General features: G+C 64.1%; 19 protein-coding genes and 1 tRNA gene. 9 read left to right on the top strand and 11 right to left on the bottom strand.

From position 1 onward, the window contains the following. Window positions 1-145: 145 nt before the first annotated feature. The 3 genes from A3M7_RS44420 to A3M7_RS0118105 are packed head-to-tail and all read right to left on the bottom strand — an operon-like array spanning window position 146 to window position 3,214. Window positions 146-958, bottom strand: coding sequence for an enoyl-CoA hydratase/isomerase family protein (locus A3M7_RS44420; RefSeq protein ID WP_049823510.1), 813 nt, complete (start codon window positions 956-958; stop codon window positions 146-148). 17 nt (window positions 959-975) lie between these two features. Further along, window positions 976-2,136, bottom strand: a complete 1,161-nt coding sequence (locus A3M7_RS0118110) for an acyl-CoA dehydrogenase family protein (protein ID WP_027545202.1) — start codon at window positions 2,134-2,136, stop codon at window positions 976-978. A gap of 16 nt (window positions 2,137-2,152) precedes the next feature. Further along, window positions 2,153-3,214: an acyl-CoA dehydrogenase family protein gene (locus A3M7_RS0118105; RefSeq protein WP_027545201.1), complete on the bottom strand. Its 1,062-nt coding sequence runs from the start codon at window positions 3,212-3,214 to the stop codon at window positions 2,153-2,155. Window positions 3,215-3,474: 260 nt separating this feature from the next. On the opposite strand from A3M7_RS0118105, the gene A3M7_RS0118100 reads away from it, so the two are divergent. After that, window positions 3,475-4,260, top strand: coding sequence for an SDR family NAD(P)-dependent oxidoreductase (locus tag A3M7_RS0118100; RefSeq protein ID WP_027545200.1), 786 nt, complete (start codon window positions 3,475-3,477; stop codon window positions 4,258-4,260). A gap of 95 nt (window positions 4,261-4,355) precedes the next feature. Here the strand turns inward: A3M7_RS0118100 and A3M7_RS0118095 are convergent, their stop codons facing one another. Together A3M7_RS0118095 and A3M7_RS0118090 are read right to left on the bottom strand one after the other, a co-directional pair. Then, entirely contained in the window at window positions 4,356-4,628 is a 273-nt protein-coding gene (locus A3M7_RS0118095; RefSeq protein WP_083926312.1) for a GlsB/YeaQ/YmgE family stress response membrane protein, read from the bottom strand. 42 nt (window positions 4,629-4,670) lie between these two features. Then, the gene (locus tag A3M7_RS0118090) at window positions 4,671-5,267 is read right to left on the bottom strand and encodes a YidB family protein (protein ID WP_027545199.1); all 597 of its coding nucleotides are present in this window, start codon (window positions 5,265-5,267) and stop codon (window positions 4,671-4,673) included. 161 nt (window positions 5,268-5,428) lie between these two features. On the opposite strand from A3M7_RS0118090, the gene A3M7_RS0118085 reads away from it, so the two are divergent. After that, window positions 5,429-6,430 (top strand): 2-dehydropantoate 2-reductase, encoded by a 1,002-nt coding sequence (locus A3M7_RS0118085; protein ID WP_027545198.1) that lies wholly within the window; start codon window positions 5,429-5,431, stop codon window positions 6,428-6,430. Between the two features lie 36 nt (window positions 6,431-6,466). Beyond that, window positions 6,467-6,679: a hypothetical protein gene (locus A3M7_RS0118080; protein ID WP_027545197.1), complete on the top strand. Its 213-nt coding sequence runs from the start codon at window positions 6,467-6,469 to the stop codon at window positions 6,677-6,679. 248 nt (window positions 6,680-6,927) lie between these two features. Here A3M7_RS0118080 and A3M7_RS49685 read toward each other — a convergent pair whose 3' ends face one another. Then, the gene (locus A3M7_RS49685) at window positions 6,928-7,551 is read right to left on the bottom strand and encodes a hypothetical protein (protein ID WP_027545196.1); all 624 of its coding nucleotides are present in this window, start codon (window positions 7,549-7,551) and stop codon (window positions 6,928-6,930) included. A 208-nt stretch (window positions 7,552-7,759) separates the two neighbouring features. Between A3M7_RS49685 and A3M7_RS0118070 the strand changes: the two genes are divergently transcribed. From A3M7_RS0118070 to A3M7_RS0118050, 4 genes are all read left to right on the top strand, one after another. Continuing rightward, window positions 7,760-8,788, top strand: a complete 1,029-nt coding sequence (locus A3M7_RS0118070) for an alpha/beta hydrolase (protein WP_027545195.1) — start codon at window positions 7,760-7,762, stop codon at window positions 8,786-8,788. 283 nt (window positions 8,789-9,071) lie between these two features. Next, window positions 9,072-9,710 (top strand): RraA family protein, encoded by a 639-nt coding sequence (locus A3M7_RS0118060; RefSeq protein WP_027545194.1) that lies wholly within the window; start codon window positions 9,072-9,074, stop codon window positions 9,708-9,710. A gap of 311 nt (window positions 9,711-10,021) precedes the next feature. After that, window positions 10,022-11,812, top strand: coding sequence for an adenylate/guanylate cyclase domain-containing protein (locus A3M7_RS0118055; protein ID WP_027545193.1), 1,791 nt, complete (start codon window positions 10,022-10,024; stop codon window positions 11,810-11,812). A gap of 81 nt (window positions 11,813-11,893) precedes the next feature. Beyond that, the gene (locus A3M7_RS0118050; protein ID WP_027545192.1) at window positions 11,894-12,817 is read left to right on the top strand and encodes a phosphatase PAP2 family protein; all 924 of its coding nucleotides are present in this window, start codon (window positions 11,894-11,896) and stop codon (window positions 12,815-12,817) included. Between the two features lie 64 nt (window positions 12,818-12,881). On the opposite strand, the gene A3M7_RS0118045 is transcribed toward A3M7_RS0118050, so the two are convergent. The 3 genes from A3M7_RS0118045 to A3M7_RS0118035 form a co-directional block, all read right to left on the bottom strand. Further along, entirely contained in the window at window positions 12,882-15,338 is a 2,457-nt protein-coding gene (locus tag A3M7_RS0118045) for a hypothetical protein (RefSeq protein ID WP_027545191.1), read from the bottom strand. A gap of 356 nt (window positions 15,339-15,694) precedes the next feature. Further along, window positions 15,695-15,988: a GYD domain-containing protein gene (locus tag A3M7_RS0118040; RefSeq protein ID WP_027545190.1), complete on the bottom strand. Its 294-nt coding sequence runs from the start codon at window positions 15,986-15,988 to the stop codon at window positions 15,695-15,697. A 124-nt stretch (window positions 15,989-16,112) separates the two neighbouring features. Next, a complete protein-coding gene (locus A3M7_RS0118035; RefSeq protein WP_027545189.1) occupies window positions 16,113-16,466 on the bottom strand; it encodes a VOC family protein in 354 nt (117 codons plus the stop codon). A 142-nt stretch (window positions 16,467-16,608) separates the two neighbouring features. On the opposite strand from A3M7_RS0118035, the gene A3M7_RS0118030 reads away from it, so the two are divergent. Then, window positions 16,609-16,685 (top strand) — tRNA-Arg (locus A3M7_RS0118030). A gap of 126 nt (window positions 16,686-16,811) precedes the next feature. Then, on the top strand, window positions 16,812-17,951 hold the full coding sequence (locus A3M7_RS0118025) for an amidohydrolase/deacetylase family metallohydrolase (RefSeq protein WP_027545188.1): 1,140 nt from the start codon (window positions 16,812-16,814) through the stop codon (window positions 17,949-17,951). Between the two features lie 5 nt (window positions 17,952-17,956). Here the strand turns inward: A3M7_RS0118025 and A3M7_RS0118020 are convergent, their stop codons facing one another. Both A3M7_RS0118020 and A3M7_RS0118015 read right to left on the bottom strand, forming a co-directional pair. Then, entirely contained in the window at window positions 17,957-18,553 is a 597-nt protein-coding gene (locus tag A3M7_RS0118020) for a TlpA disulfide reductase family protein (RefSeq protein WP_027545187.1), read from the bottom strand. Beyond that, window positions 18,546-19,004 carry a DsrE family protein gene (locus A3M7_RS0118015; RefSeq protein WP_027545186.1) on the bottom strand — a complete coding sequence of 153 codons (459 nt, stop codon included), beginning with the start codon at window positions 19,002-19,004 and terminating at the stop codon, window positions 18,546-18,548. The genes A3M7_RS0118020 and A3M7_RS0118015 overlap by 8 nt, the downstream gene beginning before the upstream one ends. Window positions 19,005-19,010 lie beyond the last annotated feature (6 nt).

The following is a 19,010-nucleotide window of genomic DNA, read 5'->3' as shown; positions in this document are numbered from 1 at the left end:
AGATCCGGGACCCATAACCACAGGGTGTGGTTTGACGAAGACTCGGAGTTACCAGCTTGCGCGACGACTCCTCCCTGTGGTTATGGGTCCCCGCGTTCGCGGGGACGACAGGAGAGGTTGCCGAAGCACCGGCGCGATACGTTGACTACCGCCCCCTGAAATTCGCCGCGCGCCGTTCTTCCGTGGCCTTGACGCCTTCCTTGAAGTCTTCCGTTGCGCGCAGGCGGGTCTGCTCGGCGAGCTCGTGGTTGGTCGCGGCCATGACGCGGTCGGCGAGGCTGGCGCGCATCGTCGCGCGGGTCGACAGCAGGCCGAGCGGAGAGCACTCGGCGATTTCGCCGGCGAGCTTCATCGCGGCCGACTTCACCTGGTCCTGCGGCACCAACTGGTTGGCGAGCCCCCATTTGACCGCTTCTTCGCCGGTGACGCGGCGGCTGGTGTAGAACATCAGCTCGGCGTTGTTCTTGCCGATCAGATCCGGCAGCGTCACGGTCAAACCGAAGCCGGGATGGAAGCCGAGTTTTGTAAAGTTCGCGGAGAAGCGCGCTTCCGGGCAGGTGACGCGGAAATCCGCGGACACCGCGAGACCCAGGCCGCCGCCGATGGCTGCGCCCTGCACGGCCGCGACGATCGGCTTCTTGGCGCGGAAGATACGCACGGCCTGGATGTAGAGATGGCTGATCGGGCCAAGATTGTCCGCCGGATCGCCCTTCTTGTTAGCCTCGCGCGCTTCCTGGGCTTGTCGCGCCGGGTCGCCAAAATTGGCGCCGGCGCAGAACGCCTTGCCCTGCGCCGAGAGCACCGAGGCGCGGATCTCGATGTCGCGGTCGAACTCGTCGAGCGCATCCGCGATCTGGTTGATCAGCGAGATGTCGAAGAAGTTGAGCGGCGGACGGCGGATCTCGATGGTGCCGACGTGCCCGACCCTTTCGACGCCGATATCTGTATAGGTGCTCATGATGGTCCTCGATTGAATTAGCGCAAGCCAAGCCCGCGGGCGATGATGCCGCGGAGCACCTCGGTGGTGCCGCCCTGGATGGTGAGTTTCGGTGCGGTCTTGATGGCGAAATCGAGCTGCCGCTCCAGCGTCTCGCGGTTGGTCGCGGTCTCCTCGACGAAAGCGGCGAGGTCGCGCACACGATGCGGAAGCTGCTGCTCCCAGACCGTGCCGATGTCCTTGACGATGGACGCTTCCACCACGGGCTCCTTGCCGGCTTGCAGCATGCCGGCAACGGAGACCGACATGCGCCGCATGGTGTGGAGCTGCGCCACCAGTCGGCCGATGCCTTCGGCGCTGCGCGTGTCCGGATTGGGGCCGACCGCGCGGACGAGCTCGGTCAGAACGTAGTAGGTTTCCAGGAAACGCTCGGGGCCCGAACGCTCATAGGCGAGCTCCGATGTGGCTTGCTTCCACGCACCGTCGACTTCGCCGAGCACGTGATCATCGGGTACGAAGAAGTCGGTGAAGACGACCTCGTTGAACTCGTACTGGCCGGTGATCTGGCCGATTGGGTTCACCTTGATGCCCGGCTGCTTCATCTTGACCAAGAACTGCGTCAGGCCGTGACGGCGGTTCTCCTTGGTCGGCGGCGAGGTCCGGAAGATCGCGATCATGTAGTCGGCGATGTGCGCCGACGAGGTCCAGATCTTGGTGCCGTTGATGAGATAGCCGCCGTCGGTCTTGGTCGCTCGCGTCTTCGCCGCGAACAGGTCCGAGCCGGAGTTCGGCTCGCTCATGCCGATCGCGAAGCAGATCTCGCCGCGGCAAATGCGCGGCAGAATCTCCATCTTGATGTGTTCAGGGGCGTATTTCAGCAGCACCGGTCCGCTCTGGCGGTCGGCGACGAAGAAGCGCCGCGTCGGCGCATTGGCCACGCGCATCTCCTCGGTCACCACGTAGCGTTCGAGGAAGGAGCGCTCCTGGCCGCCGTATTTCTTCGGCCAGGTCATGCCCAGCCAGCCCTTGGCACCGACCCGGCGGGAAAATTCAGGCACGTCGGTGTCTTCGCGGTTGGGCTTGTGCGGATCGAAGGTGCCGGCGGCGATTTCCTCGGCGAGGAAGGCGCGCACTTCCTTGCGCAATTGCTCGCATTTCTCGGGCAGGCGGATCGGATCGAAACGGAGGGCAGCGGTCATGTGTTTCGTCTCCCGATCAACGCGAAGCCACGAGCGGCCACAATTCGTCGGCGCCGCGCCTGGCCACCAGCTTGCCGAGCTCGACGGCCCAGTGGCTTTCCGAACCGAAATCGTCGCGCCAGGCCAGCGCCCGCAGCGAATACCGGTGCAGGATGTGCTCGCTGGTGAAGCCGATGGCGCCGTGCACCTGGTGCGCGATGGCGCCGCCTTTCTCCGCGGCTTCCGCGCAGCGGATCTTTGCCGAGGCGGCCTCGAGGTAGACCTCGTCGTCGAATGACTTTGCGTTCGCGATGGCGTCGGCCGCGGACGTCGCGGCCGCAAGCGCGGCGGCGGATTCGCCGGCGAGACGGGCGAGGTTGTGCTGCACGGCCTGGAATTTCGAGATCTTCTTCTCGAACGCGACGCGCTCGTTGGAATAGCGCACCGAGATGTCGAGCATCGCTTCCAGCGCGCCCGCGATCTGAAGGCTGCGCGCGACACCGCCCATCAGCATGAGCGTGGTCTGGTCGAAGCCCTTCACGGGCTTGACGGCGATGGGCTGGACCTTGTCGAGCGCCACGGTATCGCTGTGATCGTAGCCGACGTTGAGTCCGGATTCGATCCGGGCCTTGCCCGCATCGACCAAAGCAATCGAGATCCCATCCTTGCCGTGCGCCAGCACCGCAAAGTGCTTCGCCGCCTTGGCAAAGGGCACGCCGCGAGCGCGGCCGGAGAGCGCGCCGTCGGCATCGTGCGTGATGCGATCCTTCGGCGACGCCGGAACGACCGTCATCTCGCCTTCCGGCGAAGAAATCCTGGCCTGCGCCAGCAGCCAGCCCGCCAGCATGGTCTCGGCGAGGGGAACCGCGACCGCGAAGCGGCCGGCAGCGTTGAGCAGCGCAAAGCCGTCGGCAAGGCTCGCGCCGGAGCCGCCGAGATCATCGGGCACCCAGGACAGCGGCAGTCCGGCCTCGCTCAGCGCCTGCCACAGCGGCGCCTGCCAGGAATCCTTCTTGTCGTTGTTGATGGTTTGCGGATCGGCGAGATCGGCGAAGATTTTTTCCGCGGTCTCGACGACGATATTGTCACTCTCCGCCACAGCGTTCCCCGTGCTTTGCCATTGGCGCGTCCCGCCAGGTCAAGCCGGCGCGCGGTCTCTTCTTGCGCCCGATGATCTGAAAAAGCCATGGCCCTGACAAGCGTTGATCGCAAGCCCATCTGCGGCACCGGCATGGGCGCGAGAGGTGATCTGGACTAATTCCGCTTAGCGGAGTTTGCTCGATTTGCAGGGTACGCCAAACTCGCTAAACAGGGCCAGCGACCCAAGGCTTGCATCAGATACAGGGGAAGGAAATCCGGATGGCCAAAGACAGCTTGTGCGCAATCGTGACGGGGTCCGCATCCGGACTTGGCGCAGCGACCGCGGAAATTCTCGCGCGGAGCGGGGCGCGGCTCGTCATCAACTATTCGTCGAGCCAGAAGGAAGCCGAGGCCACGGCAGAGCTCTGCCGCAACGCGGGCGCTGCGGAAGTCCTGGTCGCCCAGGGCGACGTTTCCAAGGATGTGGATTGCCGCAAGATCGTTGCGGCAGCCAGCGGCTGGGGCCGGCTCGACGTGCTCGTCAACAATGCCGGCACCACCAAGCATGTCGCGCACGCCGATCTCGACGGATTGTCGGCGGAAGATTTCCAGCGCGTCTACGGCGTCAACACCATCGGCCCGTTCCAGATGGTGCGTGCGGCGCGCAGCCTGCTGGAAGCCGGCGCGAAGGCGTCGGGGCGGGCGTCGGCGGTCGTCAACGTGTCGTCGGTCGCCGGCATCAGCGGCGTCGGCTCGTCGATCGCCTATGCCGCGAGCAAGGGCGCGCTCAACACGATGACGTTGTCGCTGTCGCGCGCGCTGGCGCCGCTGATCCGCGTCAACACGGTGTGTCCCGGCTATATCGACACGCCCTGGTTCACCAAGGGCCGCGGCGAGGCCGGCGCAAAGCAGGTGCGCGACAGCGTGGTGGCGAAGGTGCCGCTCAAGGTCGCCTCGAGCGCGGAGGACATCGCGCAGCTCGTCTGCTTCCTGGCGATGCCGGCCTCCAGCAACATGACCGGCGAGGTCGTGCGCATGGATGCGGGGATGCATTTGATTACGTGATGCTACACGACGTCATTCCGGGGCGATGCGTTAGCATCGAACCCGGAATCTCGAGATTCCGGGTTCGCGCTTTGCGCGCCCCGGAATGACAGCAACTACCCCTTTATCACGCCGCTCGCCACCAGCCGGTGCCAGATGAACAGCACCACCACCGCGCCGATCGTGGCCATGATGAAGCCGGCGCCCTGGTCCGGGCCGTAATGGCCAATCGCCTGGCCGATGAACGTCGCCAGAAACGCACCGGCGATGCCGAGGATGGTGGTGAGGATGAAGCCGCTCGGATTGTTCGGCCCCGGCGCGAGCCAGCGCGCGATGAGGCCGGCGATGAAGCCGACGACGATGATCCACAACAGGCCGCCCATGCTCATGACAATGCTCCCCTTCCCGAGAACGCGCAGATCAATCTTCGACTAAATTCTGCCCGAGAGTTCGTTCTCCGTCGGCAGCCGTCCGTCCGGCGTCAGGTGGTCGATCACCTGCGGCAGATATTGGCTGAGGCCGGAGAGCAGCTCCTCGCGCGACAGGCCGCTCTGGGCGGACAGGCTCTCGATCTGGTCCGCGCCGAGTGCGCTCGCGAGATCGCCGGGCGCGATCGGCTTGTTCTCGCCCTTGCCGACCCAGGAATTCGCGGCCTCGCCGTGGCCGCCCTGCTGGAGCTGATTGAGGAGATCGCCGAGGCCGCCGCTCAGCACGGTGCCGGCCGCGCCGCCTGCGAGCAGGCCGCCGAGGCCGCCTTTGAGCAGATCGCTGAGACCGCCGCCGCTTCCTCCGGGAAGCGTGGCGTTGCCAGTATTGACAGGCGTCGGAGGCGGCAGCGGTGAGCGCTGCTGCGGGGCAGGCGCCGCATCCGGCTGGCCAGCCGTCAGATGCTTGAATGCCTTCCAGGCGAGCAAGCCGAGCAGCGCCATGGTCATCGGCGACATGCCGCCGGAGGATTTCTCGGAGCTGGGTGTGCTGGGGCCGCGCGGGCCGTTCTGCATGCCGTTGAGGACGTCGAGTAGACCCATGGTGCTCTCCTTTGGCGTCTCGTCCGGCGAGTGCTCGCCGGTGACTGCCCCCGGGGCGAGAACATATGGGGCTCGCATGACGGTTACAAGGCGGCTGCGACGCGATGGGCAGCTGGCCTCGCCTCTGCTATCGAAGGCCGGTCATTCAGGGAGCGAGGTCAGTGGTTACGGATCGACCGATCGTGGTGGCCGGCGCCGGCGCCATCGGCTGTTTCGTCGGCGGCATGCTGGCGGCGGGCGGCCGCCGCGTCGCGCTGCTGGTGCGGCCGCGGGTGAAGACCGAGATCGAGCGGTTCGGCCTGCGGCTGACCGATTTCGACGGCTCCGAGAAGAAGCTCGGGGCCGGCCAGCTCGCGCTGTCGGAAGACCCTTCGATCTTCCACAGCGCCGGCATCGTGCTGGTGACGGTGAAGAGCGCCGACACCGCCGATGTCGCGGAGCAGATCGCGCAGCACGCGCCGCAGGATGCCGTCATCGTGTCCCTGCAAAACGGCGTCGGCAATGTCGCGGTGTTGCGCGAGCGCCTCGGCGGCCGGCCCGTGCTGGCCGGCATGGTGCCGTTCAACGTGATCGCGATGGGCGAGGGCCGCTTCCACCGCTCGACCTCCGGCGACATCCATGTCGGAGAGGACGCCGGGAACACGGCCGGCGCGCTCTCGGTGGCTGGCCTTTCGATGCGCGCGAGCAGCGACATCACCGGCGTGCAATGGGGCAAGCTGATCATCAACCTGAACAACGCGCTCAGCGCCTTGTCGGACATGCCGCTCGCCGCGCAACTGGCAAACCGCGACTGGCGAAAATTGTTTGCCGACCAGATGGCAGAGGGGCTGGCCGCGATGAAGGCCGCCGGCCTCAATCCGGTCTCAGCGACGCCGATCCCGCTGAACTTGACGCCGACATTGCTGAAATTGCCCGACATGATCTTCAACGCGATCCTGGGGCGGACCATGAAGATCGATCCCGAGGCGCGCTCCTCGATGTGGCAGGATCTGAAGCAGGGCCGCAAGACCGAGATCGACTATCTCCAGGGCGCGGTCATCGCGCTTGCAGAGCAGAACAATGTCGATGTGCCGCTGATGCGCCGCATTGTTGCGCTGGTCAAGGAGGCTGAAGTCGCTGGCAACGGCCCGCCCGGGCTGACGCCGCAGCAGATTCGCGGGTAGCGCCTGAGTGCATGCCGCGCGACCGGAGGAGCAACGATGAGGCGTTTCTCGATGATCGGATTCGCACTGGCCGTGCTCTGCGGCGCGGCCACGCTTGCGGAAGCCCGGCCGCCGACGGTCATGAACTCTCCTGGCTATGACAGGCGATTGCAGGAGAGCAGGTCGCAGTTGGGCAGTTCACCGGCGACGGCGCCAGCGGATGCGCCGGTGGTCAAACCGAAGCGCAGCAAGAAGAAGCAGCCGAACTGACGCGCGGGGTCGCGTGCGCGCAGGTTGGCGCCACATCCTCAGTCGTCGTCCCGGCGAAGGCCGGGACCCATAACCACAGGGAGTTGTTTTGCGAAGACTCGTGGTTACGAGTCTCGCGCTACGACTACTTATTGGGGTGATGGGTCCCGGCCTTCGCCGGGACGACGACGGAGTGTGTGGCCGCGGCGGAATACAAATCGCGTGATTCGACGTTCGCCCCGTAGTACCCGCGATGACGAACCCTCAGCTCACCCCTTCTTCGCCGCCGGCTTGCTCGGTGTCGGATTGAACAGCTTCTTCAGTTCGTTCAAACTTTCCGACAGCCGCGGCCATTCGCAGGAGAACGAGCCCTTGGTGCAGGGCGCGCCCTTCGGCCTCTGGCCAGCGGTCTGCTGCACCTTCGGTCGCTCGACCGGGACGGGCACGCGCTCGACGTCGGTCCGCAGCGCGACCTGCTGGAACTGCTGCGCCTGTTTTTCCTGCTGCTCGCGCTGCTGACGCGCGGTGGCTTGGGCCGCTTCGTTGCTGCGGCGCTGATTGGCGAGATAGCCGGTGTAGGCTTCGTCGATCTTCTTCTGCTCTTCCGGCGTCGGGTTGGGACCTGCGATGTCGAAGGTGCGGTCCTGGAGGAAGTCGTAATAGGTGTAGCCGCCGCCTGCCTTGCGGCGGCCGGCGAACTTGGCGTTGCAGTCGGCAAGTGCGGATGTCTTCTCGGCCTTGGTTGCGGCCTTCTCGGCGGCATCTGCGCATTCCTCGAAGTCGACGGGCGCGCGCTTCCACCATTGCGCCTGGGCATGCGTGTGCGTCAGCAGAAAAAATCCTGCTGCGGCAACGAGAAGCGCCGCACGACGCGATGCAAACACGACCGACATTCTACGAGTGCATTCCTTGCAAAACTCAACCCGAACTGAGTCGGGCCAATTTTTGCCCCTTTATCGCCGGCTTGTCACCCATGGAACCCGGGAATTTCATGGCTGCAATGCTGACATTTTTTGCTTGACGTGGCGCGGGAGTCACAGCCGCGCGGCATAGGATGCGCTTACAGTTTGATCGATCTGAATTTGGGGGAGAATCTCCGTCATGAGAGCGCTGGCCCGATTTGCCGCACTCGCCTTGGTGCTGATTTGCGGCCATGCCTTCGCGGCGGACGAGGATGCGCCCAACCGCAAGCCGGTGAAGGCGGTCGGCGATGCGCGGCTCTCGGTCGGCGGCCGGGGAATGCTGCCGCTCTACCTCTCCCGCGACTGGTCGATGCCGTTGCCGGCGATCTCGCGCGCGATCATCGTGCTGCACGGACGCCTGCGCAACGCCGACGAATATTACATATCGGCCAACAACGCGCAGGCCGCAGCGGGCGACGATGGCAAGAGCGCGCTCATGATCGTTCCGCAGTTCCTGGCGGAGATCGATATCGACGCGCACAAATTGCCGGAGGACACGTTGCGCTGGTCGCTGGAGGGATGGGAGGGCGGCGATGCCGCGCTTGCGCCCAATCCGGTCTCCTCGTTCGAGGCACTCGATGCGATCCTCGCAAAACTCTCCGACCGGCGCATCTTCCCGAACCTGAAGCAGGTCGTGGTCGCCGGCCATTCCGGCGGCGGGCAGGTCGCGCAGCGCTATGCCATCGCCGGCAAGGGCGAGGCGGCGCTGTCGCGCCAGCACATCGACATCCGCTATGTCGTCGCCAATCCCTCGTCCTATGCCTATTTCAGCGCCGACCGGCCGATGCCGGCAATTGCTGCATCCTGTCCGGGCTACAACAACTGGAAATACGGCATGGGCGACCGTCCGCCCTATCTCGCCGACGCGACGCCGGCGGCACTGGAACAGCGCTATGTCGAGCGCGAGGTGATCTATCTGCTCGGCACGCTCGACACCAATCCGAAGCATTCCGCGCTGGACAAGAGCTGCATGGCAGAGGCGCAGGGGCCTTATCGTTACGCCCGCGGCCACGCTTACGTGGACGCGATGGCCAAGCGCGACCACGGCACGCCCAATCACAGGGTCTGGGATGTCGCCGGCGTCGGTCATGACGGCGACAAGATGCTGACCTCGAAATGCGGGCTCGCGGCGCTGTTCGATATTCCGGGCTGCGGCGCGGAGCGCTGACGCCGCTGCCTTGAAGCTCCGGCTCCGGCGGTTACACTTCGCACCGCGATCGCCTCACCCCGAGGCGCCGCCAGGAAGACGAAGTGGAAACGCCTGATGCTGCTGCCGCTGTCCGACGTGCCGCGCTGGTGGCCCCGCCGCGCGATGATTCCGGAAAAGTTCGTCGCACGCTGTTGCGCGACGAGCGCGCTGCGTGGATGAAGGAAGGGCGCGCCTTCCGGATCTGGCCGGCGAAGGCGCGGGCGCACGCCGAATAAGAAAATTCACGAAAGGACTCTTTGACATGACCATCACCATCGCAGCCAACAGCGTGCCGAAGCCGCCGGCCGATATCATCGAGGGCTTTCGAGGTGCGCCTACGTCCGTGATCTCGGACAATCTCGCCAGGCTGCCGGGCGCGGTGGGGCTCAAACCCTATCATCGCGGCGGCAAGCTGGTGGGCACGGCCTTCACGGTGCGGACCCGTCCCGGCGACAATCTCGCCATTCACCGCGCGCTCGAGCTGGTCGGTCCCGGCGACGTCATCGTGGTCGATGGCGGCGGCGACGAGACCCGCGCGCTGGTCGGCGAGATCATGAAGAACATCGCGCAGTGGCGCAAAGCCGAAGGCTACGTGATCGACGGCGCGATCCGCGACGTTGCGGCCTTCGCCGCGGACGACTTCCCCTGCTATGCCCGCGCTGTGATCCACCGCGGGCCCTACAAGAACGGCCCCGGCGAGATCAACGTGCCTGTGTCGGTCGGCGGCAGCGTGATCTCGCCCGGCGACATCGTCGTCGGCGATGAGGATGGCGTGGTGTCGTTTCCCACCGCCGGCGCGGCGGCGCTGCTGGAGGCGGTGCGCGCCCAGGTTGCGCGCGAGGAGGAGACCATGAAGGCGATCCGCGAGGGCCGCTATCAGGGCTCCTACGGCAAGTCCTGATCAAAAGGGAGGCATCGTTGGGCCAGAAGGACGAATTCCACATCCTCGACAATCCTGCCGACGGCGGCTTCGGCGCGACGTAAGGTTGCGAAAGCCTTTCGATCGCGCCCTGGCGGTGGGGAAAACGGGTATTCTCGTTCGTCGTGTTGAGAGTGGCTTTTCGGCCCGCTCTCTGTGACGCGGCAGGCGATTGGCCTGGCTCAACCGAGGGACTCTGCCAGGCAGGCCTTGCATTTGCCTGACTGTGCTTGTCTGCTACAATCTTTCGGCGTCACAATGGTTGTGGCCGCCCCAGAGTTGTTGCGCCAGTGATGATGATCAGTGTCGACAACACGTCCCCGGACAACGGCTCGGATCAAGGGCGGCCGAGAAGGCGTACTGCAGCTACGATTTTCATCGATGTCGTCGGATATTCCCGGCTGATGGGAAGCGACGAGGAAGGCACGCATCAACGATGGATGTCGATGCGATCGGACGTTATCGAGCCGCGCGTCGCTTCAAATGCCGGTGAGGTAATCAAGAGTACCGGTGACGGCTTACTGCTGGAGTTCGGGAATCCGGTTGACGCAATCAGGTTCGCACTCGGCATGCAGATGCATCTGGCCGAATCGTCATCAGCCGGTAGCAACCCGCTGCAGTTGAGGATGTCGGCAAATGTCGGCGACGTCATCGCCGAGCGTGACGACATCTACGGGGACGGAGTCAATATTGCAGCCCGGCTTCAGGAATTCGCCGGCCCGGGCGGGGTCGTGATTTCCGGGGCCATTCACGATCAGGTGAAGGATCATCTGCGCTACCAAGCCGCCGATCTGGGATTCCTCACGCTCAAGAATATCGAGCGGCGCATCCGGGCATTCAAGATAGCGCATCACGACCTGCGGGCTCCGACAATCTCGGTGGCCCATTCGCTCAAGCCGTCCGTGGCAGTATTGCCGCTGCAGATGCTCGGCCTTCAGGCGGCGGATGCCTATCTCGCGCAGGGAATCGTCCACGATATCGTCGCCTCGCTGGCGGGTATTCGCGAATTGTTCGTCGTATCCAGCACGTCCACACTTGGGTTCACCGGTCCTACCGTCGACCCTGCTGCCGTTTGCCATCGCCTTGGCGTGCGATATCTCGTCACGGGAACGCTCAAGCGTCACGGCGAGGTGCTGCGGATGCGGGTGGAATTGATCGATGTCGATACGCGGTCCATGCTGTGGACCAACCAGTACGAGGCGTCGATCAGCCAGTTGTTTGACGTGCAGGAGAAGATCGCAACGAGCATCGCATACGCGCTCCTGCCGCATATCCATATCTCCGAGCTGCAGCATGCCGAGCGCAAGGCGCCGCAGAGCATGAACGCTTACGACCTGGTCCTGCAGGGCATGTATCGCCTGTATCGCCTCGGTCATGACGACATGCTTGCGGCGCGAAGCCTGTTCGAACGCGCCCTCGACCATGATCCGCAATATGCGGCGGCCTATGCCCTGATGGCAAAATGGTACATCCTGCACATCGGCGAGGGGCATTCCACCGACTTCAAGGCCGATTCCCGCGAGGCATTTCGGCTTGCGTCGCGCGCGCTCGAGTTCGAGCCGTCGGACCCAATGGCGCTCGCGATATTCGGGCACATCAATTCGTTTCTGTTCGGTGCGTATGACCGTGCCATCGATGCTTTCGACCGTGCCATTGGAGGAACGCCCAATTCCGCTATTGCGTGGTCCCTGAGCGCATCGACATACTGCTATCTCGGCGATGGACCGCGTGCCGTGGCGCGCGCGTCTTACGGCATATCGCTGTCGCCGCTCGATCCGTACGCCTATTTCTATCAGTCGGCGCTCACCAACGCGCACTACACCAATGAGACCTTCGACGATGCCGTGCACTGGGGCACGAAGGTCATGGCGGCGGCTCCGCAGTTTGCCGCTAATCTGCGGCTTCTTGCCGCGAGCCTCGTCGCCGCCGGCTCGCTCGAGCGGGCGCGCGAAGTTGGCGCCGCACACATGAGGATCGATCCCTCGTTCTCGGTTGAGAAATATTGCAGTTGGTACCCGATCAAGCAGCCGGATCGGCTAGCGCTTTTGGGCGAGCGATTAATTGAAGCCGGGCTGCCTCGTTAACGTACGTGATGAATTGCGCCACGGCGCTCGATCGCTTCTCAGCAACGAAAAGGTTCTGTAGCGACAGCTCTGGAGGATCACATGGGAATGGGCATGGGAATGGGCATGGGTATGGGGATGGGTATGGGGATGGGGATGGGCATGGGCATGGGCATGGGTATGGCCTTCGGCGCCACGCCACCCGAGCTCGGCTTCCGACCCCTGACCCTGCAATACGACCTTGGGCCGAATACCGATCCGAGTTTCCCGGACCAATTGCTGCCCAAGGAATGCTGGAAAGACAGGGTCGGACCGTGGGATCCTGACGTTCTTTGTCTGCTCCCTCTCACGGAGTTCATAAGAGCCACCAATTGGGACACGATCGACGCGGACATCGTCGCGGAGCGGCCCAGGCTGCTCGATTGGAAGCCGGGCACGGCGGGCTATCAGGATTTTGTGGCCCGCGAGATCATCCAGCTACAGCTGCTCATGCAGACCGATCGCGAGCGCTACATGGGCGAAATCGTTGCGCAGCATGACAATGCACCCGGATACTGGGTGAGCCTGATGGCCGTCAACAATCGTGAGCACCACAATACGCTGGTGGTCATGAATCTTGCGGTCCGAATCGGCCAGATCGTGGCGGCCTTTTACAAGGTCAAGTACCACCGAACGCGACCGTCCTACGCCTGCCCAGGCCTGCTGCCGGCTTTCGGCCCACCAGCGCATGCTTCATTTCCAAGCGGTCATTCCTTACAGAGCTGGCTCATGTCGCTTTTCCTCGAGGAGGTAGCGCCTGCCTACAAAGAAGAGCTGTACTGGCTTGCAAAGCGGGTCGCGCTCAACCGTGAAAGGGCGGGAGTTCACTACCGAAGCGATACCGAAGCAGGCGAGTTCATTGCCACGAAGTGCAAGGCAAAGATCATGGCTCTGCCTGCCAACTCCGAGATCAAAGAGCTGCTCGAACGGGCCAAGAATGAGTGGAGCCAACCAGCAGCAATAGCCCCTGCCATCGCTCCGGTTTAGGTGGCATTGCGAGAGGTGATGACCGTCTATCCTGAGGGAACGCCGGTCCAGATCGGCGCAAGCTCTACGAGAGGGTCCACTCCCGATAACCGAGATTGTTGTCGGCGCGGACAAGGTCCGCGACGACCACGGGACCGGTGGCTACAGGCAGGTTAGACCCCGCATCAATGTTGCTGCGGTCGCCTTTGACCGTCGCGCGGACGAGCAAAGCGTTTCTCTTTCCTGCCTGTGGAGTCCACTCAAACGGCCCAAAGATCGCGGATGGTTCACCGGGTGATACATCCATCGTCGTATTGTTTCGGTGCACTGGCGACCACTGGCCCGATTGGGCATTCCAAGTGTCTGCATAGTTGCCGACGGCTGTGAAAACATCCACCGATGCCGCGGTCGCGATCTGGGCGCCGCGATTCCCAAGTTTGACGTAGACATAGTTCACATAGCCCGGGCGCGGCGTCTGATCATCCGACTGGCCGTCCGCGGCGTTGCGGACCCAGAAAACAGCAGGGAGTGCGTGCCAGTGGTTGCAGTACTTGTATTGCCCGCCACGGCCGTCATCGACGTAGATGTCAATCGGCGGTGCGCTGCCCGGCGTGTTCTGGCCGGGCGAAGACGTCTGATAAAGACCTTGTTGCTCAAAAGCCCAGCGGACAACCTTGTGAAGCATTCCGCCCAGCCGCCTCGATCCGTCGTAGTCGAGATAAGGTGTGCCGACATCGGCGTCCATCAAGGCTGTGGCGAACTGGCTCGCCTCGCGGGTCGGCTGCGTCGCGACGGAACCGAGCGACGCGATCGCGCGTACGATGAGGTAAGCAATGTAGTATGCAGTCGCCGTGCGGGCGTCGACATCCGGCGCCTCGTCGGGGCGAACCGCATCGCCGCCAGCGGCGAGATAGAGCTGGAACAGGGTGGTCGACAGGATCTGCTCGGAGTTGTAGCCGGCGGGATCGCGCGACCCGTAGGTCGGATTGGGTTTCTCGTACAGAGTGCCGTTCCAACCCCACCCTTTCTTGACGTCACGGTCGTGGCGCCGCAACGGCAGCTGGATGAAGGGGAACGTCACCCCTCGCCACGCCTTCGGGAGCTTTGACGCCGGATCACACATGATCGCGCCGAGCGCGTCACCGGCGCTGTGCGCGAAGTCGAATTCGGTCGAGCCAGTGGCAGCCAGGATCAGGACGTGGCAGAACTCATGCCAGACGAAGCGCACGTCGGCGACAAGCCCAAGAGGGTGCTTCCAAGTGTCCGCGAAATCCGCAAGCCCGAACAACATCCTGACGTCCCACTCTGTCGCCGTTTGGTCGGCGCGGAACGGGGTCACATAGGCATTGATGCCACGGCCGTCATGGGCTCCCGAGCCCGTCAACATCTTGGCTCGATGTTCGACGGTCAACGGTAGTGCAACCTTTCCAAAATAGTCTTTCAGAACAAACCCGAATCCTTGGACCAGTTGCATCATTGAATCGCAATGACAGTAGGCGCTGACCGCGGCGAACTCGTTGGTTCGAGCCGTGAAGGCGAAGGGAGGCCGCTGCACCGGCGGATCATAGTCAGCACCCAGCGCCGCCGGCGTGAGCACGGTCACGCGCGGCCCCGACAGCTTCCGACGCCCGCCACCGGCGTGATCGAGATCTAGCAATCCGACTGGATCGCGCTCGTGATCGAGCAAGTCGGCGCCGCTGTCGGGGCGCAGCTTGAAGCCGCCTGTCTTGCTGTCGGGATCGCTGAGGAAGGCATATCCAGCGCAACCCGACGCGATCGGGGCCTTGCGGATAAGCCTGGCTTCGAGAGGATCAAAGAGGACCTGGTGCGCAATGGAGTCGCCGCTCGCCATCGGCATGAAAACGGTGGCGGCAGCCGCCAAGCCAAGCCCGCCATCCTCGTACGCGGTGCTGGGCCCGCTTCGATGATACGCAACGAGCTGTCCATCTGCGATTGCGTCCGGCGACACAAAGCCCAGAACAGGGCCGAGCCAGTCCGAGATCAGTTCCGCGGGGAGGCTGTCGGCCCACTCCGGATCGAAACGGCGAAACGCCCTTTCCACGAAGCCCGGTTTGATCGACAGATTGGCATGCATGAGTAACGTTGATCGGGCACTGGTGATTTGCCACCGGCCGGTCTGCCGCCCGTAGTGTACGACGAGACGTATGCTGCCACCCCGAACATCGGGGATGAAGTCAGTACTCCCGACCTTGATCGGAATTGTTTGCTGACACCAGACGATCGTCGTCTCGATCTCGCCGTTGCGCTTCAGTTCGCGCGGCTGCGACCATCGAAATCTTGATTTGTTGGATCGCCCTGGTCCGTCGGAGTCGGTCGTGTGGTCGAGGTGGTCCAAATCGTCGTCGCTGAGCGGCAGCAAAGGCGGGTCGGTGTGGGACGCCAGCCTCAGATACTCGAACGCTGCTCGCTTCGCTGACACGTCAGGGTCGGCCACCGCCGGCGTTTGCAGATGGCGCAACTCACGAATAACCCCGTCCGCATCCTTCTCAATCAGAAGATCTGGTTCTTGCGGAAGATACATAGCTCACCTCAAGGGGTCTCGATCTCCGGCACGACGGAGCCCGAGCATGCCCTTGACCATTGCGCGAGGCAAGCGTCCTTCTCCCGCCGGAGCTGCGGAGAAGGGGCAGCGGATACCACTGGAATCACTATTGATTTCGTTTGCCATCTCCTCGGGCCGCGGACCGGGGGGCTCGTCTCGCCGGCTGGCGATCCGCATCACGCTCCGTTGCGAGGGGGGATCGAACCTGCCTCGCAGGTTCCGCGGTCCCTCAGCTCAGCCGGATAGAGCGACAGTTTCCCCGCGCGGCCAAGGCCTAAGAAATCTCTTCCCGGGATTGCCATCCCGGGTCCGTTGCGCTCGCGCGGGCTTGAGCGTCAGAGCATCTTGCCGACGATCTTTGTCATATCTGCCGCCGAAAACGCGCGCAGCGTTTCGGTGCGGACGTTGCCGAGCGCGCTGAGACTAAGGCTCAGCGACATCGCGGCAGCCTCATCTGGAGCCTCGAGAACGGTTACAACGTCATATCGTCCCTGCGTCCAGACGATCTCTTTCACGCTCACGCCGAACGTTTTGGCCATCTCCTTGAAGGCGTCGGCCCGCTTCGGCGAGTCCTTGACGTTGCGGACTCCCTGATCAGTGAAGTTCGCCAGCACGACATAGGTTACCATGGTCGTCCTCCCTGGTTAGAACCCAGATACAATTCTCACTTGAGGCAACCGCGCCCAGCTTGCCACGGCGGCTGAGACAGCGCTACTTGCGCGTTGGGAACGTCAGCGGACGTGACTTATTCGGTCAGGACAACGGCCGCGCGAAGCTGAGCTCATGGCCGTCGGGGTCGGTGAGATGGAAGTAGCGCTCACCCCATTCTGCATCGCGCGGCGTGGTCGACGGCTGCCATCCGGCTCCGCGCGCGCGCTCGTAGATCCCGTCGACGTCGTCGACGTAGAAGATGATGCGGCCCCACCAGGACCAGCGCTTGTCGTCCGGCTGCGCCGTCAGGTTGAGATAGCCGGTGCCGGCGCGAAAGCTGGTGAATGCAGCGCCTTCGCCGCCATACAGGAGCTCGAACCCCAGCGAACGGTAGAAGTGCACGGCGCGCCCCATGTCATGCGTGCCGAGCGTGATGGCGCTGATGCTTTCGATCATGTGAGCTGCTCCGCCGAGAGGGACCTGGACGCGATTGTACAGCCGCCTTGTTCAGGTTGACGATGATCCGGCCCGCCATGCGGCTGGCGAACCGTAACCTGCTCTGCTATGAGGGGGCCGAACCCGCACCCGCAGGTTCCGCGGTCCCGTAGCTCAGCCGGATAGAGCGACGGTTTCCTAAACCGTAGGTCGGAAGTTCGAGTCTTCCCGGGATCGCCATTTTGTCATGGGCAATGGCCGCTATTTGGCGGGCTCTTCGGCGCAAAACTTGCTACAGGCAACAGACTTCCCTCCTGGCCACGCCGACATGTCGGCCGCGCCTTACTGCCCTATCCGGAGACCATGATGCCTTTCGACCTGATCCTGCGCGGCGGCCGTGTGGTCGACCCGTCCCAGAAGCTCGACGCCGTGACCGACGTTGCCTTTTCCGGCGGCAAGGTCGCGGCGATCGGCAGCGGGCTGAAGGCCGATCCGGGCACGGAGGTGCGCGACGTCTCGCAGCTCATCGTGACGCCGGGGCTGATCGATCTCCACACCCACGTCTATTGGGGCGGCACCTCGCTCGGCATCGACGCCGAGGAATTCTGCCGCCTCTCCGGCGTCACCACGGCGGTGGATACCGGCAGCGCCGGGCCCGGCAATTTCGCGGGCTTCCGCAAGCATGTGATCGAGCCGAGCCAGGTCCGTATCCTCGCTTATCTGCACGTCTCGCATGCCGGCATCTTCGGCTTCTCGCACCGGATCATGGTCGGCGAGAGCGAGGAGTTGCGGCTGATGAATCCGATCGAGGCGGCCAAGGTCGCCGATGCCAACCGCGACCTCATCGTCGGCATCAAGGTGCGCGTCGGCTTGCATTCCTCGGGCACCTCAGGGGTCGTGCCGCTCGACATCGCGCTCGAGGTCGCGAACGAGGTCGGCATGCCCCTGATGGCGCATATCGACCATCCGCCGCCGAGCTATGAGGAGGTGCTGGCGCGCCTCCGTCCCGGCGACGTGCTGACCCATGCGTTCCGTCCCTTCCCCAACACGCCGGCGACGGCGCAGGGCACGGTGAAGAAGGCGGTGTTGGATGCACGCGAGCGCGGCGTGCTGTTCGACATCGGCCACGGCAAGGGCTCGTTCGCCTTCAAGACCGCGCGCGCAATGCTCGCCAACGGCTTCTATCCGGACACTATCTCCTCCGACATCCATCAGCTCTGCATCGATGGCCCGGCCTTCGACCAGGTGACGACCATGTCGAAGTTCTTGTGCATGGGCATGGAGCTGTCCGATGTGATCGCGGCCTCGACGGTGAACGCGGCGATGGCGCTGCGGCGCCCCGAGCTCGGCAGCCTCAAGCCGGGCTGCGTCGGCGACGCCACGCTGATCTCGATCAGCCGAGGCCAGTTCGACTATGAGGACGTCGTCGGCGAGCACCTGATCGGTAACAGCAAGATCGCGTCCGAAGGCGTGGTCATCGGCGGCCGCTGGTGGCATCCGAATTGAGCGGATCAGGCTTGCTCGCGATAGAATTGCAGCAGCCGCGCGCCCGCCGGCGAGAGCCAGTCGGGTGCGCCGGTGATGTAACCCTCGACGTGATTGCGCGCGCCGACCAGATAGGTCACCGGCATGCCGACGAGCGTGAAGACCGAGGCTGAGGCTTCCGTCGCCGTGCCGTACGCATCGACGTAGCAGGCGAGGTTCTGCACGGCGAGACCGCCGAGGAACGCACGGATCTTGCGCAGGTCCTTCGTGTCGGTGCAGATCGCGACGACGTCGAGCCGGTCCGGCCGTGATCCCGCGAGGCTTGCGAGCACAGGCAGATCGAGCCGGCAGGCCGCGCACCACGTCGCCCAGAAATTGACGAGCGTGATCCGGCCCGGCCGCGCCGTCAGCACAACATCTTTTCCATGCAGGTCCTGAAGCCTGAGCTGCGGCATCATCGCGCGCGGCCGCACCACCGTGAACTGGCTGCGGCCGGCCTCGAACACCGGCGGCCAGGTGGGATCGCCCTGCGCGCGGCTTGCGCGCGGAGGGACAAGGATCGCCGGCGCGGCCATCAGCAGCGCTCGTCTGGACAGTGTCGTGCCGCGCGCCGCCTCACGCATGGATATAGGCCCAGCCCTTCAGTTGCAGATCGACGACGCGCCCGATCCCGAACGGGACAAGACTCGCGCCCGCGATCAGCGGAATCGAGACCTGCTCCTTGGCTTCCGCGATCGCCTTTGACGACGCGCACATGCTGTATGTGAGATTGGGCAGCGACTGCCGCAGCGTCGCGAGCGGCTCGACCAGTGGAGTCTTGTCTGCCCGGAAGACGTCGATGCCCTTGCCGTTGGCGACGACCTCGATTAGCAATCGCGCGCCCTTGTCGGCGAAGTGCTTTGCGAGGTTGGCCGAGTAGCTGATCGCATGTCCCATGACATAGGGCTCGTTGCTGTCGATCAGGATCACGACGCCGTCGGCGAGACGGTCCTCCCTGGCGGCGGCGCCGCCCGCGGTGAGGATCGCGGTGCCGGCGAGCAGGCCCCTCCGGGACCATCCATTGGCTGACATCATGGCGGC

This window comes from Bradyrhizobium sp. WSM2254 (assembly GCF_000472645.1).
Lineage (GTDB): Bacteria > Pseudomonadota > Alphaproteobacteria > Rhizobiales > Xanthobacteraceae > Bradyrhizobium > Bradyrhizobium niftali.
Note: the sequence above shows the minus strand (reverse complement) of the source record. Positions and strands in the feature narration are given on the sequence as shown.

Bases quoted from the DNA above. Each gene is read 5' to 3' on its own strand.
- A3M7_RS44420 (WP_049823510.1), bottom strand. From the start codon at position 958: ATGAGCACCTATACAGATATCGGCGTCGAAAGGGTCGGGCACGTCGGC.
- A3M7_RS0118110 (WP_027545202.1), bottom strand. From the start codon at position 2,136: ATGACCGCTGCCCTCCGTTTCGATCCGATCCGCCTGCCCGAGAAATGC.
- A3M7_RS0118100 (WP_027545200.1), top strand. From the start codon at position 3,475: ATGGCCAAAGACAGCTTGTGCGCAATCGTGACGGGGTCCGCATCCGGA.
- A3M7_RS0118095 (WP_083926312.1), bottom strand. From the start codon at position 4,628: ATGAGCATGGGCGGCCTGTTGTGGATCATCGTCGTCGGCTTCATCGCC.
- A3M7_RS0118090 (WP_027545199.1), bottom strand. From the start codon at position 5,267: ATGGGTCTACTCGACGTCCTCAACGGCATGCAGAACGGCCCGCGCGGC.
- A3M7_RS0118080 (WP_027545197.1), top strand. From the start codon at position 6,467: ATGAGGCGTTTCTCGATGATCGGATTCGCACTGGCCGTGCTCTGCGGC.
- A3M7_RS49685 (WP_027545196.1), bottom strand. From the start codon at position 7,551: ATGTCGGTCGTGTTTGCATCGCGTCGTGCGGCGCTTCTCGTTGCCGCA.
- A3M7_RS0118070 (WP_027545195.1), top strand. From the start codon at position 7,760: ATGAGAGCGCTGGCCCGATTTGCCGCACTCGCCTTGGTGCTGATTTGC.
- A3M7_RS0118060 (WP_027545194.1), top strand. From the start codon at position 9,072: ATGACCATCACCATCGCAGCCAACAGCGTGCCGAAGCCGCCGGCCGAT.
- A3M7_RS0118055 (WP_027545193.1), top strand. From the start codon at position 10,022: ATGATGATCAGTGTCGACAACACGTCCCCGGACAACGGCTCGGATCAA.
- A3M7_RS0118050 (WP_027545192.1), top strand. From the start codon at position 11,894: ATGGGAATGGGCATGGGAATGGGCATGGGTATGGGGATGGGTATGGGG.
- A3M7_RS0118045 (WP_027545191.1), bottom strand. From the start codon at position 15,338: ATGTATCTTCCGCAAGAACCAGATCTTCTGATTGAGAAGGATGCGGAC.
- A3M7_RS0118040 (WP_027545190.1), bottom strand. From the start codon at position 15,988: ATGGTAACCTATGTCGTGCTGGCGAACTTCACTGATCAGGGAGTCCGC.
- A3M7_RS0118035 (WP_027545189.1), bottom strand. From the start codon at position 16,466: ATGATCGAAAGCATCAGCGCCATCACGCTCGGCACGCATGACATGGGG.
- A3M7_RS0118025 (WP_027545188.1), top strand. From the start codon at position 16,812: ATGCCTTTCGACCTGATCCTGCGCGGCGGCCGTGTGGTCGACCCGTCC.
- A3M7_RS0118020 (WP_027545187.1), bottom strand. From the start codon at position 18,553: ATGCGTGAGGCGGCGCGCGGCACGACACTGTCCAGACGAGCGCTGCTG.
- A3M7_RS0118015 (WP_027545186.1), bottom strand. From the start codon at position 19,004: ATGATGTCAGCCAATGGATGGTCCCGGAGGGGCCTGCTCGCCGGCACC.